This window comes from [Pantoea] beijingensis (genome assembly GCF_022647505.1).
Classification (GTDB): domain Bacteria; phylum Pseudomonadota; class Gammaproteobacteria; order Enterobacterales; family Enterobacteriaceae; genus Erwinia; species Erwinia beijingensis.
This window is the reverse complement of sequence record NZ_CP071409.1, coordinates 2,832,018-2,846,676: the sequence shown is the minus strand read 5'-3', so window position 1 is coordinate 2,846,676 and position 14,659 is coordinate 2,832,018. Positions and strand designations below refer to the sequence as shown.

Below are 14,659 nucleotides of genomic sequence, written 5' to 3'. Positions count from 1 at the left end.
GCTCTTTTCACCAATGAACCGTAACGTGCTGAACGGGATCCATGGATAATCTTCACCTTCCTCAAGCCACGTCGCCTTTGGTCACGTGGCTTGACTATCTTGAGCGTTTACATTCCCAGGCTATCGAACTCGGGCTGGATCGCATTCTGCGTGTCGCCACGCAACTCGGTCTGCTAACGCCTGCTCCTACCGTATTCACCGTTGCTGGTACTAATGGCAAAGGCACCACCTGCCGAACATTGGAAACGCTGCTGATGGCCGCAGGATATCGCGTCGGCGTCTACAGTTCTCCCCACTTATTACGCTATACCGAACGCGTACGCATTCAGGGTAAGGAACTGGATGAATCCGCTCATACCGCAAGCTTTGCGGCAATAGAAGCAGGACGTGGTGCAACCTCATTAACCTATTTCGAATACGGTACGCTATCGGCGCTCATGCTATTTAAGCAAGCGGCGTTGGATGTGGTAATTCTGGAGGTGGGGTTGGGCGGTCGTTTGGACGCGACTAATATTGTGGATGCGGATGTGGCAGTGATCACCAGTATTGCGCTGGATCATACTGACTGGCTGGGGCCCGATCGGGAAAGTATTGGCCGTGAAAAAGCAGGCGTCTTTCGTTACGGGAAACCAGCCGTGGTTGGTGAGCCTGATATGCCGCACAGCATTCGTGAAGTGGCTGATAATCTTGGCGCCAGCCTGCGGCAGCGCGATCGTGATTGGCGTTACGGCATAGATGGTGAGACGTGGTATTTTCGTGACGCCGCGGGAGAATTGCGTGGACTACCTTTACCACAGGTTCCCTTGCCCAATGCAGCGACTGCGCTCGCAGCGCTTCGCGCGTCCTCACTCACGGTAAGCGACAGTATTATTAGGGCGTCGCTGGATAAAGCGATTCTTCCCGGACGTTTTCAGACGGTTGCGTACCAGCCACGCGTTATCCTTGATGTCGCGCATAACCCACATGCGGCTGACTATCTGGCCGGCCGTATCGCTGAACTGCCTAAGAAAGGGCGGGTGCACGCGGTGGTTGGGATGTTACATGATAAAGATATTGCCGGAACATTGGCGAGTCTGGCCTCTCAGGTTGATATTTGGTACTGCGCGCCATTAGAGGGTCCGCGCGGTGCCAGTGCGGCGCAACTCATTGAACACCTGCCGGGGGCACAGCCTTTTGTCAGCGTCGTTGCTGCCTGGCAGGCCGCTTTGCAGCAGGCGAAGCAAGACGACATTGTGCTGGTATGCGGCTCTTTCCATACCGTGGCTCATGTCATGGAAGCGATGCAAATGGAGAACGGAAGTGGCCAGTAAGTTTCAAAACCGCTTAGTCGGAACCGTCATTTTAGTTGCCATTGGCGTGATTGTGCTGCCGGGTTTGCTTGACGGCCAAAAAAAACACTACAAAGAAGAGTTTGCGGCGATCCCATTGGTCCCGAAGCCTGACGACCAACAAGATGCGGATATGGTGCCACCGGTTACGCAATCTTTACCTGCACAACCTCCAGAAGGTGCAGGTGCTGCGGTGGGCGGCAATAACGATCGGACTTCACAGCCCGCGGATAACGGTTCTACTACGCCTCAATCCAGCAGTGCGCCAACGGTGGTTTCGCCGCCGCCAATGAAGCCAGTGCAGCAAACGAAACCTGCGGAGAAGCCGAAACCGGTTGAGCAACCGCAGCCGAAACCAAAGCCAGTAGAGCCGCCGAAACCGAAACCCGTAGAGCAACCGAAGCCGAAGCCCGTAGAGCAACCTAAACCGAAGCCAGTTGAACAGCCGAAGCCGGTTGAGCAACCGAAACCAGTAGAGCAGCCGAAGCCAATAGATCCACCGAAGCAACAGCAGCAGGCACCGGAAGGGCAAGCGTATGTTGTTCAGTTGGGTGCGCTAAAAAATGCCAGCAAAGTGAACGAAATTGTTGCTCAACTGCGTTTATCAGGCTATCGCACCTTCACCGTACCATCGACGCCTGTACAAGGGCAGATTACCCGTATTTACGTTGGGCCGGATGCGTCCAAAGCGAAAATGCAGGCTGCGGTGGGTGAGCTTAAAGGTATTTCTGGTCTGGGCGGAGTGGTGAAACCCTACAGTTCGCGATAATTGAGCGTTTTGGTCGGGGACGTCACTATTCGTTCCCGTACTTGCGCAATGGGATGGGGGCTATGTCACCGCCGTAATGTTCTGCAACGCGTCGGTTAATTAAGTTTTGCTGAACATTATGGCAACGTCATCATCGACATTGGTTAAGCTGTATCCGGTTTTTTGCCGAGCGCTGCGGTGGTTTGAATGTCTGGCGCTGCGGTCAATTGCCCCCTCTTGATGATGGATTGTCAGGCTGTTTTTTGGGTTTTTTTATTTTGTCTGGGAAAGGAAAACGATACGCAAACGTTTTCTTTTTCTGTTAGAATTCGCCCCGAACTTAGGTCACATCCCTCTGTTGCAACTGCGTTGGGTGCAGCAGAGGGATGTGATCTTAAGGGCACTGTCGCTGGAAGAGTTCATGGTCTGGATAGATTACGTCATTATTGCGATTGTTGGTTTTTCGGCTCTGGTTAGCCTTATCCGTGGGTTTGTTCGGGAAGCATTATCTCTCGTAACCTGGGGATGCGCATTCTTTGTCGCCAGTCATTATTACTCCTTTCTTGCGGTCTGGTTCACAGGTTTTGAAGATGAGCTGGTACGAAATGGAATTGCCATCGGGATACTTTTTATTGCCACGCTGATTGTCGGGGCGATAGTAAATTATGTCATTGGTTCACTGGTGGAAAAAACCGGCCTGTCAGGAACCGACAGGGTGTTGGGTGTCTGTTTCGGGGCATTGCGTGGCGTGCTAATTGTTTCCGCCATTTTATTCTTCCTCGATACCTTCACCGGATTTTCGAAAAGTCCTGACTGGCAGCAGTCGCAACTGGTTCCCCAGTTCAGTTACATCATCAGGTGGTTTTTTGACTACCTGCAAAGCTCGTCGAGTTTTTTACCCCGGTAATCGCGCCGGGGGTGCGGCTTATGAGGATATGACTACATGTGCGGTATTGTCGGTATCACCGGTTTCATGCCGGTAAACCAGTCGATTTATGACGCGTTAACGGTGCTTCAACATCGTGGGCAGGATGCTGCAGGTATTGTGACCATCGATGCATTAAATTGCTTCCGTTTGCGTAAGGCGAACGGGTTGGTCAGCGATGTATTTGAAGCGCGTCATATGCAACGGCTGCAGGGCAACATGGGTATTGGCCATGTCCGCTATCCTACTGCGGGAAGTTCCAGTGCTTCTGAAGCACAGCCCTTCTACGTCAACTCGCCTTACGGTATTACACTGGCCCATAACGGCAACCTGACGAATGCGCACGAGTTGCGTAAGCAGCTGTTTGAAAGCGGGCGTCGTCATGTTAATACCACCTCGGATTCTGAGATTTTGCTCAATATCTTTGCGCAGGAGTTAGACCGTTTCCCGCACTATCCACTGGAAGCCGAAAATATTTTTTCAGCGGTCGCGGCACTGCACCAGAAAGTCCGTGGCGCTTACGCTTGCGTCTCAATGATTATTGGTCATGGTATGGTTGCCTTCCGTGATCCAAACGGTATTCGCCCGTTGGTTATTGGTAAACGCGCCATGAATGACGGCCGTATTGAATATATGGTGGCGTCCGAAAGCGTCGCGCTGGATACGCTGGGCTTTGAATTTCTGCGCGATGTAGCGCCGGGCGAAGCGGTATATATTACCGAAAAAGGTCAGCTTTCTACGCGCCAGTGTGCGGAAAACCCGAAAAGTAATCCTTGCCTGTTTGAATACGTCTATTTTGCTCGTCCCGACTCCTTTATCGATAAAATCTCTGTCTATAGCGCACGGGTCCGGATGGGAACCAAACTGGGCGCAAAAATCGCGCGTGAATGGGAAGACCTGGATATTGACGTCGTGATTCCAATTCCGGAAACGTCCTGTGATATTGCGCTGGAGATCGCCGGTATTCTGAACAAACCTTATCGGCAAGGCTTTGTGAAAAACCGCTATGTCGGTCGGACCTTTATCATGCCGGGTCAGCACCAGCGCCGTAGCGCCGTGCGTCGTAAGCTTAACGCTAATCGTGCTGAGTTCCGTGATAAAAACGTACTGCTGGTCGACGATTCTATCGTTCGTGGCACGACTTCTGAGCAAATTATCGAGATGGCACGTGAAGCGGGTGCGAAGAAAGTCTATCTTGCTTCAGCCGCGCCGGAAATTCGTTTTCCTAACGTCTATGGCATTGATATGCCAAGTGCGACGGAACTGATTGCACATGGGCGTGAAGTGGATGAGATCTGCCAGATTATCGGTGCTGATGCGTTGATTTTCCAGGATCTGGACGACTTGATTGAAGCCGTGCGTGAAGAGAACCCGGATATTGTTCAGTTTGAATGTTCGGTGTTCAACGGTATTTACGTCACTAAAGATGTAGACCAGAGTTACCTCGAATATCTTCAGTCACTGCGTAATGATGATGCAAAAGCGCTGGCTCGTCAGAATGAAGTGGAAAACCTGGAGATGCATAACGAAGGTTGATGCCACGCCAATTTTCTGTGGATATGTCATAATGGGTCGGATTATTCCGGCCCATTTTTTATAAGGCTCTACCATGAAAAGACTTATTATTGGCATTTCAGGTGCCAGTGGCGTGATCTACGGCGTGCGTATGCTGCAGGTTTTGCAGCAGGTGGATGACGTAGAAACCCATTTAGTGATGAGTCAGGCAGCGCGCCAGACGCTGGCATTGGAGAGCGACCTTACCGTGCGGGAAATCCAGAGTTTTGCGGATGTGGTGCATGATGTCCGCGATATCGCAGCCAGTATTTCTTCCGGCTCGTTCAAAACTGACGGGATGGCTATTCTGCCTTGTTCGATGAAAACGCTATCCGGCATAGTACACAGCTACACTGATGGCTTATTGACGCGTGCGGCGGATGTCGTGCTGAAGGAACGGCGTCGTCTGGTGTTGTGCGTGCGTGAAACGCCGCTGCACTTGGGACATTTACGGATGATGACCACCGCCGCCGAGATGGGAGCCATTATCATGCCGCCAGTACCCGCTTTTTATCATCGCCCTGAAAACGTGCAGCAGATTATCGACCAGACGGTTAACCGCGTTATTGATCAGTTTGATTTCACGCTTCCACATGATCTCTTTACGCGCTGGAATGGGGCATAGCGCGTAGCGAACTGACCTATTATGGTGCAACAGTTTGTCATGGATCACTTTTCGTGCATCGCGCGCACCAAAATGCAACATAGTTGCCGCTTATGCATAACAACCCTGTTATATTTTTCCTCATAAACTAAGCGCTTGCGCCCATTTTGGGTGCCGGGTTTAGTGCGCGAGTCATGTGCAGTTGATTGCCACAAAACTGGCATGAAACCTGCTAAATAAACTGCGCAACACACCATATTATAGTGATAACAAAAAGCACTTTACTTGAGGGTAATCTATGAAAAAGCAGGTCCTGGCTCTTTCTCTGGTGCTGGCTTTCTCCAGCGCAAGTAGCGTGTTCGCTGCCGTGCCGAAAAATCTGCGTATCGGAACCGATCCAACCTATGCACCGTTCGAATCAAAGAACGCGCAGGGGCAACTGGTGGGGTTTGATATTGATTTGGCCAACGAAATTTGCAAACGCATTGAGACCAAATGTACTTTTGTAGAAAGCGATTTTGATGCGCTGATCCCGTCGCTGAAAGCGAAAAAGATTGATGCCATTATCTCTTCACTCTCCATTACTGAAAAACGCCAGCAGGAGATTGCCTTCTCCGAGAAACTTTACGCAGCAAATGCCCGTTTGATTGCGACCAAAGGTTCACCCATCCAGCCAACAATTGAATCATTAAAAGGCAAGAATATTGGTCTGCTGCAGGGAACTACGCAGGAAACCTATGCCAATCAATACTGGCGTCCAAAAGGCGTGACCATCACCCCCTATGCAAATCAGGATCTGGTTTATCAGGATCTGACGGCGGGCCGTATTGATGCCGCCTTCCAGGATGAAGTTGCTGCCAGCGAAGGGTTTTTGAAGCAGCCAATCGGTAAAGACTATGCCTTTGCCGGCCCGGCAGTAAAAGATAATGCTATTTTCGGTGTTGGCACCGGTATGGGTATGGCGAAAGAGAATACCGAATTAAAAGCGGCGATTGACAAAGCTTTTGATGAAATGCGTAAAGACGGTACTTACGATAAGCTGGCCAAGAAATATTTCGACTTTGATGTATACGGTGGCTAAGTAACCCTGTCAGCTCGCTCGCTATTGCCCATTTCGTCGGGCAATAGCCTGTTCAACACCACACGACAGGACTCTATTCATGCTGTATGGCTATTCGGAAGTTATTCTTAAAGGCGCGGCGGTCACGCTTGAGCTGGCGCTCAGTTCACTGCTGATTGCGGTGATACTGGGGCTGATTGGCGCGGGAGCCAAGCTCTCCAGTAACCGCGGGATTGTCCTTATATTCGAAGCTTACACGACATTGATTCGCGGTGTGCCTGACTTAGTTTTGATGCTACTGATCTTTTATGGTTTGCAGATCGCTCTGAATCAATTAACCGATTTGATCGGGATCGCGCAGTTCGATATCGATCCGATGACGGCGGGGATTATTACGCTGGGCTTTATCTATGGCGCTTATTTTACTGAAACCTTCCGCGGCGCATATCTATCCGTACCTAAAGGGCAAATTGAAGCCGCTACGGCCTTTGGTTTTACCGGCTCGCAGATTTTTCGTCGTATTCTTTTTCCGGGAATGATGCGTTTTGCCTTGCCCGGCATTGGCAATAACTGGCAGGTGATTTTGAAAGCGACGGCACTGGTGTCGCTGCTGGGACTGGAAGATGTGGTAAAAGCGACGCAGTTAGCAGGTAAAAGTACCTGGCAACCTTTCTGGTTTGCTATCGTTGCGGGGATCATTTATTTGATTTTTACCACGTTTTCCAACGGCGTGCTGTGGTGGCTTGAGCGTCGTTACTCCGTTGGAGTAAGAAGGGCAGATTTATGATCGATATCATTCATGACTATTGGCAGCCACTGCTCTGGACGGATGGTTATCGCTTCACTGGCGTCGCCATCACGCTTTGGCTATTGGTGATTTCGGTCGTGCTGGGCGGTTTTCTGGCCGTACTGCTGGCGATTGCACGCGTTTCGCCAAATCGTGCCGTACGTTTCCCCGTGTGGTTATTCACTTACGTATTTCGTGGGACGCCGCTTTATGTGCAACTGCTGGTGTTCTATTCCGGTATGTACACGCTGGAAATTGTTAAGGGCACCGAACTACTCAATGCGTTTTTCCGCAGTGGCCTTAACTGTACACTGCTGGCGTTAACATTGAATACTTGTGCTTATACCACCGAGATCTTTGCCGGTGCGATCCGCGCAGTACCGCATGGTGAAATTGAAGCCGCGCGTGCATATGGATTCTCAACGATTAAGCTTTACCGCTGCATAATTTTGCCTTCGGCGCTGCGTAGTGCGCTACCTGCTTACAGTAATGAAGTGATTTTGATGCTGCACTCCACCGCGTTGGCTTTTACCGCGACCGTGCCGGATTTGTTAAAAGTTGCGCGTGATATTAATTCGGCGACCTATCAGCCCTTTATCGCTTTCGGTCTGGCAGCGGTGCTGTATCTGATTATCTCTTATGCGTTGATTAGCCTGTTCCGGCTTGCGGAAAAGCGTTGGCTGGCGCACGTTAAACCTTCATCGTCCCATTGAGTAAGTGACTATGGCCGAAAATAAATTAAGCGTAACTGAGCTCCATAAACGTTATGGCGAGCATGAGGTGCTGAAGGGCGTTTCGTTGCAGGCAAATGCTGGCGATGTCATCAGTATTATTGGTTCATCAGGCTCCGGAAAAAGCACCTTTTTGCGCTGCATTAACTTCCTCGAAAAGCCGAGTGAAGGCACCATTTCGGTGAATAATGAGATGATCAGCCTGGTGCGTGATACCGATGGTCAGCTTAAGGTTTCTAATAAAGAGCAATTGCGTATGCTACGTACGCGCCTGACCATGGTATTTCAGCATTTTAATCTTTGGAGCCACATGACGGTGTTGGAAAACGTGATGGAAGCGCCGATTCAGGTTCTGGGCTTGAGTAAGCAGGATGCGCGTGAGCGTGCCGTGCGTTATCTCGATAAGGTCGGGATTGATGCGCGCGCGCGCGCAAAATATCCCGCACATTTGTCCGGCGGGCAGCAGCAACGCGTGTCGATTGCGCGGGCGCTGGCAATGGAACCGGAAGTGTTGCTGTTTGATGAGCCGACTTCAGCGCTTGACCCTGAATTGGTCGGGGAAGTCCTGCGTATTATGCAAAAGCTAGCGGAGGAGGGGAAAACCATGGTGGTGGTTACCCATGAGATGGAGTTTGCTCGACATGTCTCGAACCACGTTATCTTTCTGCATCAGGGGAAGATTGAAGAGGAAGGTCCGCCCGCAGAGGTCTTCACTTCGCCAAAAAGCGTGCGCTTACAGCAATTTCTTTCCGGGGCATTAAAGTAGCGCTATCCGGGCGGTTCATGCATCGCCCGGGTGACACATTCAGGCTACAGAGAAAGCCACCAAGCCAGCAAGCCTGTCACTACCAGCACAGCAAAAGCGGTGAAGGCGGGACGGTTAGCAAACGGCTGTAGTACTGAAGGCAGTGAGCCAACTAATGGGTGGACAATAGGCTGCGGTTTAATTTCGCTTGCAGGGAGAGGTTGCTCGGGCTGTTTTTCTTCTGCGCGACGAGTAAACAGCAGATTCAGTAGGTCCTGCGACTGTGCTGCGGTCAAAAATGTCTGCGGTGTTGCCTGAAAACGCTGCTGGCTGTACTCCTCCAGCATAAGTTGTTCAGTGCGATCGAGAGGTTGCTTCAGCGAGGCTTCCAGCGTGCGTAACGTCGGAGCGCTTTGCTGGCTCAGCGTCTGTCGAGCCTGTAGATATTGAGTTAACAACGGGAAATGCCGCAATGGAATGGGATCGCCACTTTTTAAACTAACCAGTTTTAGCAGCGATGCCCACAGATTTGCTGGTTGTTCGTCCGTCGCTGCCGCCAGTTTGGCAATCTGCTGATTCAGGGTGTGATGCTCAGCAGGAAGTAGCGTACGATCGGTAACGCGTGTTTGCTGCGGCTGAGGGATAGTTAACTGACCATTTTGTAGCATGGTTAAGACCTGATGCAGCTGATCTTGCGACAGTGAACTGAGTACCGTATGGCCAAACTGCTGGCGGATAAAATCGCTCACTGCCTGACGATTGTTCCCCAGCGGCAGTAAATCTGTTAACTGCTGAAAAAGCTGGCGCGTAGCATGACTATTTTGCACCTGAGCAAGTCGGGTATTAAGAAAATGTTCTGCCGCCGGGAAATGACGTGACAATAACCCTCCATCACTTTTGACACCTACCTCATGGCGTAATCCTGCCCAAAGTTCCACGGACTTGAGCGAGCTCAGTGACATTATACGCACGATAAGGCGTTCAAGAGTGGTGCGTTGTGCAGGAGTCAGTGGCCGATCGTCCACGTTAACTGGACGTTTCTGTCCGGGCAAAGACGAGACCGTTGCACGATCGCCGGAAAGCGGCGCACCAGGGCCACTGAGAGGTTGCATGGCGTAATCCTTTCAAACAGGTCAACATCCGGGGCGCACCGGAACAAGAGGGTAATCCGCTATGATAACAATCCCGTCATAGAATCGATAGTAGGTAAGTGTAGTAGTTTACTGAATTTGGCCACCTGAACAGAGGTGATATGCCCACCTCAGAACAACACAGGCGTCCCAAAAGAAGAAATTTCAGCGCAGCGTTCAAACGCGAATCCGCTCAACGGGTCCTTGACCAGAACCACACCGTGGCAGATACAGCCAAGTGCTATGGATGTGGGGCTTTCTACCATGACGCGATGGGTGAAGCCGTTGCGTGACGAACGTCAGGGTAAAACGCCAAAAGCCTCCCCCCAGCCCCGGAACAAATTGAAATACGCGAGCTGAAGAAAAAGCTACAACGTGTTGAAACGGTAAACGACACACTAAAGAAGGCTACTGTAGATTCGATCTGTCAACGCAACACCCCTTTCAATTATCTCTTTTGGTGTTTTGAACTTCAGTGTCTTTCTCGGTCTGTTGTTTCGCTGAGCCATACTCTGCCAGGTATTCGGGGTTCATCGCAGCAGCGATAAATACTGGAAAAAACATCCTGAAAAGTCTGGCGGCAGGCAGGCTTTATTACGCAGCCAGGTTCTGGAGCTGCATTACATCAGCCATGGCTCTGCTGGCGCAAGAAGTATAGCGATCATGGCAACAGTGAGAGGCTTCCGGATGGGACGATGGCCTGGGAACCCGTGGAAAACCTGACCAGTCTCATCTAAAAAGATCAGGCGTAACATCGACAGGGAATGTGTTGCGTAGTGACCCTTCCATGGGGGCGGCAGAGGATGTTTAAGATGAGATCGCAGCTAGCCTTACGGCAAACCCCATAAAGAATAGCCCAACCAAGCCATTGCCTGCTTTAGCAAGACTCTGACGTGCTTTGAAGAATCTGGCCATAGCGGCACCACCAAAAATAAGCGTGCTCAGATAAAGGAAGCTAAATACTTCAAGTATTGAGGCAAGCACTAAATAAGATAGCCCGGTGTGTGAATAGCTGAAATCAATAAACTGCACAAAAAAAGAGATATAAAATACTATTGCTTTGGGATTAGTCAGGCTGAGCGTCAGGGCTTTTGTCAGCACATTTTCCTGTTCATTAAGCGAGGCTGTAGCAGGGTTTTTTCCGGAGAAAAAATTAACATAGATAATTTTGATGCCGAGATAAAGCAGATAAAAAGCGCCGAGAAAGCGAACGGCAGTGAACAGCAAAGGCGAAGCCTTAATGAGCGAAGCTACCCCCAACCATGAAAGGAAAATAAGTATCGCGTCACCAATAAAAACGCCTGATGCGGCCACGTAACCTGCTTTAATACCTTTCGACGCACTTGTTTTAAGCACATACAGCGAGTTGGGCCCAGGGAGGAGGATGATGACGATCAGCCCTGCGAGATAGGTCCATAGATTGATGATTCCGATATGTTCAAGTAACACTTTTGCCTCCTGACAATAACAATCCGCACGTACGCAATACCGGGAATATCCCCCCGTGGCGAATGCATTATACGCGAACGGTCGTTTAAGCACTTCTGAAGGATGGAACGAGAACCATTCTTTGGGCAAAACTCAGCCAACACGGTTGATAAAACAGAGCTGTTATGGCACCGATTTAAACACAATACGCATATGGCTAGTGCAGTTGTGTGATCCTGCCCCGGATTTGCTCCAGCAATAATGCTCAAAGGGTGGCCATGCCGACCAAATGGTGGCACGTCCAGCCTGAGCAAATTAACCGCGACCATAATCGTGTCCCGCCAATTATGATAAGGTATTCACAACCTTCTTAACGCTAAAGGTGTAGTCTATTGTCCCCAATAGCAGACAACGCCTTAGCTAAGGTGGGAGACATGTTTAACTGGATTTGTAATCACAAGCTGGGGATTTTACTGACGGTAGTCATTGTGCTCGAGCTCATTATGTTCGCGCTGACGCACAGTTGGATGCCGTGGAACGGGTAGTCTTCCTCCGTATCATGTTGACGGGAAGACGTTTTTTAGCGTCAAAGAGAGAGTTGAGATAGGTGAAAATAGGATATGTGTTCCCCATCGTTATTGGTATAGCTGGCGTGGCTCTGCTGGTATGGTTTATTGCCAGCGGTGCATGGATGCCTGGTCCTTGAAACTCATCCAGATTTTGGATTCATTCAAGATTTACAGTTTTTTCTTACCGTTTGCGATGCTTGTGCGAAAACGCTGAATGCAACTTGCTGTGATAATCAATGCCCATACAGCCTGTTTTAATTAAAATTAATTTATAATTACGTCATTTTTTGCATTATTTTTCTGAGGTTTTCCTCCTTCACGTTGACGCCTGAAACGTTCATTTATATTTTTGTTAGATAATGATTGGTTGGTAGCATTTTTCGGATAAATCCTGTCTACGCTATATTGTTCATGCTACAAATCTATACAACGCAGACCAATCTGGGGGCGTGATATTGCCATGTCCCGCTGGAAAATAACCATCACGACTTCAGGGCGAAACGATGAATATGTTACGTAATACGAGTTGGTTTTTCCGGTGCATAGGTGTGTTGACTACCAGCTATTTGCCTCATATACCGCATCCCCCTTCCAGTTTCATTATGTATGGTTAATCACTCATCCACATAGTCTGACAATCTCTGGCAGCCGCAAGGCGAATTATTTAGCGTCTATACTCAATAGTCGACGTCACACTAACGGGAGTATAGATATGACTATTCATAAGAAAGGCCTCGCACACTGGGAAGGTGGTATTAAGGACGGCACCGGCACGATCTCTACCGAGAGCGGGGCACTAACCAGGCAACCATATGGTTTTAACACGCGCTTTGAAGATAAAGCGGGGACCAACCCTGAAGAGCTGATTGGCGCGGCACACGCGGCCTGTTTTTCCATGGCACTTTCTTTAATGTTGGGCAACGAGGGATACGTGGCAAAAAGTATTGATACCACTGCGGATGTCTCTCTGGATAAAGACGGCGAGGGGTTCTCTATCACTAAAGTTGCACTGACAAGCCATGTCATCCTGCCAGGCATCGAAGACGCAGTGTTTAACGATATTATTAATCAGGCAAAAGCTGGTTGCCCGGTATCGAAACTGCTTAACGCTAATATCACCCTCGATTACCAGTTGAATAAATAATCGTTTCAATGATATTACGCTGCCGGCGGCAGAGCGGATTATGGGGTTTATCCGCTGGGTTCTTCTTGATGTTCTATTTTTCAATGGGTTGAGTGATAGAGAGTCCTTACGAACCGCCGGCTAATACTGTGTTAATGCGACGTAGAGATTGGAAATCGGCATCGAATTTCATCATCAGTAATATATTGACGAACGGTCAACTGGACTGGATGACTGCACCGTGTATTGGGGGCGCTGACGAGGAGGGCGGTTCAGCACTTTCTCTTGACATGGATGCTATTAAGTCTCCGATATCGCGCGTTTTTATCCCGATCTATAGACGGATGCCATAACTTAGAACATAACAGTATTGGTTTAACTTTCAGTAAGATGACAAGTTATTCTTCATCAGCCATGCCCGTTATGTCTGGGCACAGTGCTGGCGATTGCGTGGATATCCTACTGACAGCGCAAATAATGGTGTAATGATGATGTGGGGGAGCCTATGACGACAATTTCGAGCGAAAGTTTACCCGTCCTTGATCTGGCATTATTGGAGGGAACGACAGAGCAGCGTCATACGTTTCTGACTCAGCTAGGACAGGCTGCCCGTGATATCGGTTTCTTTTACATCATCAATCACGGCATTAATTTGACGTTACAGCAGCGGCTGCAGACGCTGGCAAGGCAATTCTTCGCGCTGGACGACGTGGAAAAGGCAGCGGTAGCCATGGTCAATTCCCCCCATTTTCGCGGTTATAACAAAGCAGGAGCGGAAATGACGCGTAATCAGCCGGACCTGCGTGAGCAGTTTGATATTGGCGCGGAGCGCCCTGCACTGCAACTTGATGCTGATTCCCCCGCCTGGCAGCGTTTACAGGGGCCTAACCAGTGGCCGGCATCGCTACCGGAATTGAAAACCGCACTGTTACAGTGGCAGCAGGAAATGACCCAGATGTCGCTGCGCTTGTTACGTGCTTTTGCTTTGGCGCTTCAGTTACCGGAAGATGCCTTTGATGATTTATATGGTGAAAAGCCGAATGAACATATCAAGCTGATCCGCTATCCCGGCCAGCATGCGGCAGAGAGTCAGCAAGGGGTGGGGGCTCATAAAGATTCGGGATTCCTTAGCTTTTTATTACAGGATGACCAGAAAGGGTTGCAGGTTGAAGTGGAGCCCGACCATTGGGTTGAAGCCGTTCCGCTCCCGGGTGCATTTGTGGTGAATATTGGTGAATTACTGGAATTGGCGACGAATGGTTATTTGCGGGCAACTGTACATCGTGTTGTTTCACCTGCAGAAGGGCGCCAGCGGCTGTCTATCGCTTTTTTCTTAGGTGCGCAGTTGGGAGCCATCGTCCCGGTGTATCAGTTATCAGAAGCGATTGCCAAAGATGCTCACGGTCCGGCCAGCGATCCATTAAATCCTCTGCTGCGTGATGTTGGCTGGAATTATCTAAAAGGGCGTTTACGGTCTCATACCGATGTTGCGGAACGATATTATGCTGATTATCTCAATTCTTTATGAGTATCCGATTGAGAAAAATAGGATTTTTACGTTCATCGCAGCGTGTAGGGTCACAAGTTTTTTAGGCGATCGGACCGGCAAGAGAAGGTTGAATTTTCTGCATTTGAGTCAATATTGAAGGTAAAAAAAACTCTGAAGATAGAATTCCAATACCTTCAGAAGTTACGTAAGTGCATCATTTCTTTCGCATTCCATGAAGAGATTTTGATAAATAACGTACACAGTGACGTGTGATGTGTACAACTTGGTTGTGATTAATTTGTGCTAATAACGGCGAAAGCCGAATCTATCCATATAGAAGGATAGGTCGGATATTTAATATTAATCCGCGAGAAGAGATATAAGATTGCTGATTTTCAATGTGACATTGCCGATGTCGAGGATTATGACTATCCACAT

14 protein-coding genes and 3 pseudogenes are annotated in these 14,659 nt (G+C 49.5%); 14 read left to right on the top strand and 3 right to left on the bottom strand.

The annotated features are described in order from the left end of the window. The first annotated feature begins 41 nt into the window (after positions 1 to 41). The 9 genes from folC (at position 42) to hisP (ending at position 8,503) form a co-directional block, all read left to right on the top strand. Complete coding sequence (folC, locus tag J1C60_RS12900) at positions 42 to 1,310, top strand: bifunctional tetrahydrofolate synthase/dihydrofolate synthase (protein ID WP_128179390.1); 1,269 nt, start codon at positions 42 to 44, stop codon at positions 1,308 to 1,310. After that, positions 1,300 to 2,097 (top strand): cell division protein DedD, encoded by a 798-nt coding sequence (gene dedD / locus J1C60_RS12895; protein WP_128179391.1) that lies wholly within the window; start codon positions 1,300 to 1,302, stop codon positions 2,095 to 2,097. Before folC ends, dedD begins: the two co-directional genes overlap by 11 nt. Positions 2,098 to 2,497: 400 nt before the next feature. Then, a complete protein-coding gene (cvpA, locus tag J1C60_RS12890; protein ID WP_128179443.1) occupies positions 2,498 to 2,983 on the top strand; it encodes a colicin V production protein in 486 nt (161 codons plus the stop codon). A gap of 36 nt (positions 2,984 to 3,019) precedes the next feature. After that, the gene (gene purF, locus J1C60_RS12885) at positions 3,020 to 4,537 is read left to right on the top strand and encodes an amidophosphoribosyltransferase (protein WP_128179392.1); all 1,518 of its coding nucleotides are present in this window, start codon (positions 3,020 to 3,022) and stop codon (positions 4,535 to 4,537) included. Between the two features lie 73 nt (positions 4,538 to 4,610). Then, complete coding sequence (locus J1C60_RS12880; RefSeq protein ID WP_128179393.1) at positions 4,611 to 5,180, top strand: UbiX family flavin prenyltransferase; 570 nt, start codon at positions 4,611 to 4,613, stop codon at positions 5,178 to 5,180. A gap of 277 nt (positions 5,181 to 5,457) precedes the next feature. Next, positions 5,458 to 6,240 carry a histidine ABC transporter substrate-binding protein HisJ gene (gene hisJ, locus J1C60_RS12875; protein WP_128179394.1) on the top strand — a complete coding sequence of 261 codons (783 nt, stop codon included), beginning with the start codon at positions 5,458 to 5,460 and terminating at the stop codon, positions 6,238 to 6,240. Between the two features lie 79 nt (positions 6,241 to 6,319). Next, on the top strand, positions 6,320 to 7,006 hold the full coding sequence (locus tag J1C60_RS12870; protein ID WP_128179395.1) for a histidine ABC transporter permease HisQ: 687 nt from the start codon (positions 6,320 to 6,322) through the stop codon (positions 7,004 to 7,006). Continuing rightward, entirely contained in the window at positions 7,003 to 7,719 is a 717-nt protein-coding gene (locus tag J1C60_RS12865; RefSeq protein WP_128179396.1) for an ABC transporter permease, read from the top strand. The genes J1C60_RS12870 and J1C60_RS12865 overlap by 4 nt, the downstream gene beginning before the upstream one ends. A 10-nt stretch (positions 7,720 to 7,729) precedes the next feature. Further along, complete coding sequence (hisP, locus tag J1C60_RS12860) at positions 7,730 to 8,503, top strand: histidine ABC transporter ATP-binding protein HisP (protein ID WP_128179397.1); 774 nt, start codon at positions 7,730 to 7,732, stop codon at positions 8,501 to 8,503. Positions 8,504 to 8,547: 44 nt separating this feature from the next. On the opposite strand, the gene flk is transcribed toward hisP, so the two are convergent. Then, on the bottom strand, positions 8,548 to 9,594 hold the full coding sequence (gene flk / locus J1C60_RS12855) for a flagella biosynthesis regulator Flk (protein ID WP_128179398.1): 1,047 nt from the start codon (positions 9,592 to 9,594) through the stop codon (positions 8,548 to 8,550). Between the two features lie 140 nt (positions 9,595 to 9,734). Between flk and J1C60_RS18720 the strand changes: the two are divergent. After that, positions 9,735 to 10,022, top strand: a pseudogene (locus J1C60_RS18720) (transposase); the annotation flags it as partial. On the opposite strand, the pseudogene J1C60_RS12850 reads toward J1C60_RS18720, so the two are convergent. Continuing rightward, positions 10,011 to 10,118 (bottom strand): annotated as a pseudogene (locus tag J1C60_RS12850) (hypothetical protein); the annotation flags it as partial. The pseudogenes J1C60_RS18720 and J1C60_RS12850 sit on opposite strands and share 12 nt — an antisense overlap. Here J1C60_RS12850 and J1C60_RS18715 point away from each other — a divergent pair. Continuing rightward, positions 10,117 to 10,311: pseudogene (locus J1C60_RS18715) on the top strand (IS3 family transposase); the annotation flags it as partial. The pseudogenes J1C60_RS12850 and J1C60_RS18715 overlap by 2 nt on opposite strands. A gap of 108 nt (positions 10,312 to 10,419) precedes the next feature. Here J1C60_RS18715 and leuE read toward each other — a convergent pair. After that, positions 10,420 to 11,061: a leucine efflux protein LeuE gene (leuE, locus tag J1C60_RS12845; protein ID WP_128179400.1), complete on the bottom strand. Its 642-nt coding sequence runs from the start codon at positions 11,059 to 11,061 to the stop codon at positions 10,420 to 10,422. A gap of 586 nt (positions 11,062 to 11,647) precedes the next feature. On the opposite strand from leuE, the gene J1C60_RS18625 reads away from it, so the two are divergent. The 3 genes from J1C60_RS18625 (at position 11,648) to J1C60_RS12830 (ending at position 14,260) form a co-directional block, all read left to right on the top strand. Beyond that, a complete protein-coding gene (locus J1C60_RS18625; protein WP_154325225.1) occupies positions 11,648 to 11,746 on the top strand; it encodes a YoaK family small membrane protein in 99 nt (32 codons plus the stop codon). 575 nt (positions 11,747 to 12,321) lie between these two features. Then, positions 12,322 to 12,753: an OsmC family protein gene (locus J1C60_RS12835; RefSeq protein ID WP_128179401.1), complete on the top strand. Its 432-nt coding sequence runs from the start codon at positions 12,322 to 12,324 to the stop codon at positions 12,751 to 12,753. A 484-nt stretch (positions 12,754 to 13,237) separates the two neighbouring features. Next, a complete protein-coding gene (locus tag J1C60_RS12830) occupies positions 13,238 to 14,260 on the top strand; it encodes an isopenicillin N synthase family dioxygenase (RefSeq protein WP_128179402.1) in 1,023 nt (340 codons plus the stop codon). The last annotated feature ends 399 nt before the right edge of the window (positions 14,261 to 14,659 follow it).

Excerpts from the sequence above, each read along its gene's own strand:
- hisP (WP_128179397.1), top strand. The coding sequence starts at position 7,730 with ATGGCCGAAAATAAATTAAGCGTAACTGAGCTCCATAAACGTTATGGC.
- hisJ (WP_128179394.1), top strand. The coding sequence starts at position 5,458 with ATGAAAAAGCAGGTCCTGGCTCTTTCTCTGGTGCTGGCTTTCTCCAGC.
- flk (WP_128179398.1), bottom strand. The coding sequence starts at position 9,594 with ATGCAACCTCTCAGTGGCCCTGGTGCGCCGCTTTCCGGCGATCGTGCA.
- J1C60_RS12880 (WP_128179393.1), top strand. The coding sequence starts at position 4,611 with ATGAAAAGACTTATTATTGGCATTTCAGGTGCCAGTGGCGTGATCTAC.
- J1C60_RS12835 (WP_128179401.1), top strand. The coding sequence starts at position 12,322 with ATGACTATTCATAAGAAAGGCCTCGCACACTGGGAAGGTGGTATTAAG.
- purF (WP_128179392.1), top strand. The coding sequence starts at position 3,020 with ATGTGCGGTATTGTCGGTATCACCGGTTTCATGCCGGTAAACCAGTCG.
- J1C60_RS12830 (WP_128179402.1), top strand. The coding sequence starts at position 13,238 with ATGACGACAATTTCGAGCGAAAGTTTACCCGTCCTTGATCTGGCATTA.
- cvpA (WP_128179443.1), top strand. The coding sequence starts at position 2,498 with ATGGTCTGGATAGATTACGTCATTATTGCGATTGTTGGTTTTTCGGCT.
- J1C60_RS12865 (WP_128179396.1), top strand. The coding sequence starts at position 7,003 with ATGATCGATATCATTCATGACTATTGGCAGCCACTGCTCTGGACGGAT.
- folC (WP_128179390.1), top strand. The coding sequence starts at position 42 with ATGGATAATCTTCACCTTCCTCAAGCCACGTCGCCTTTGGTCACGTGG.
- J1C60_RS12870 (WP_128179395.1), top strand. The coding sequence starts at position 6,320 with ATGCTGTATGGCTATTCGGAAGTTATTCTTAAAGGCGCGGCGGTCACG.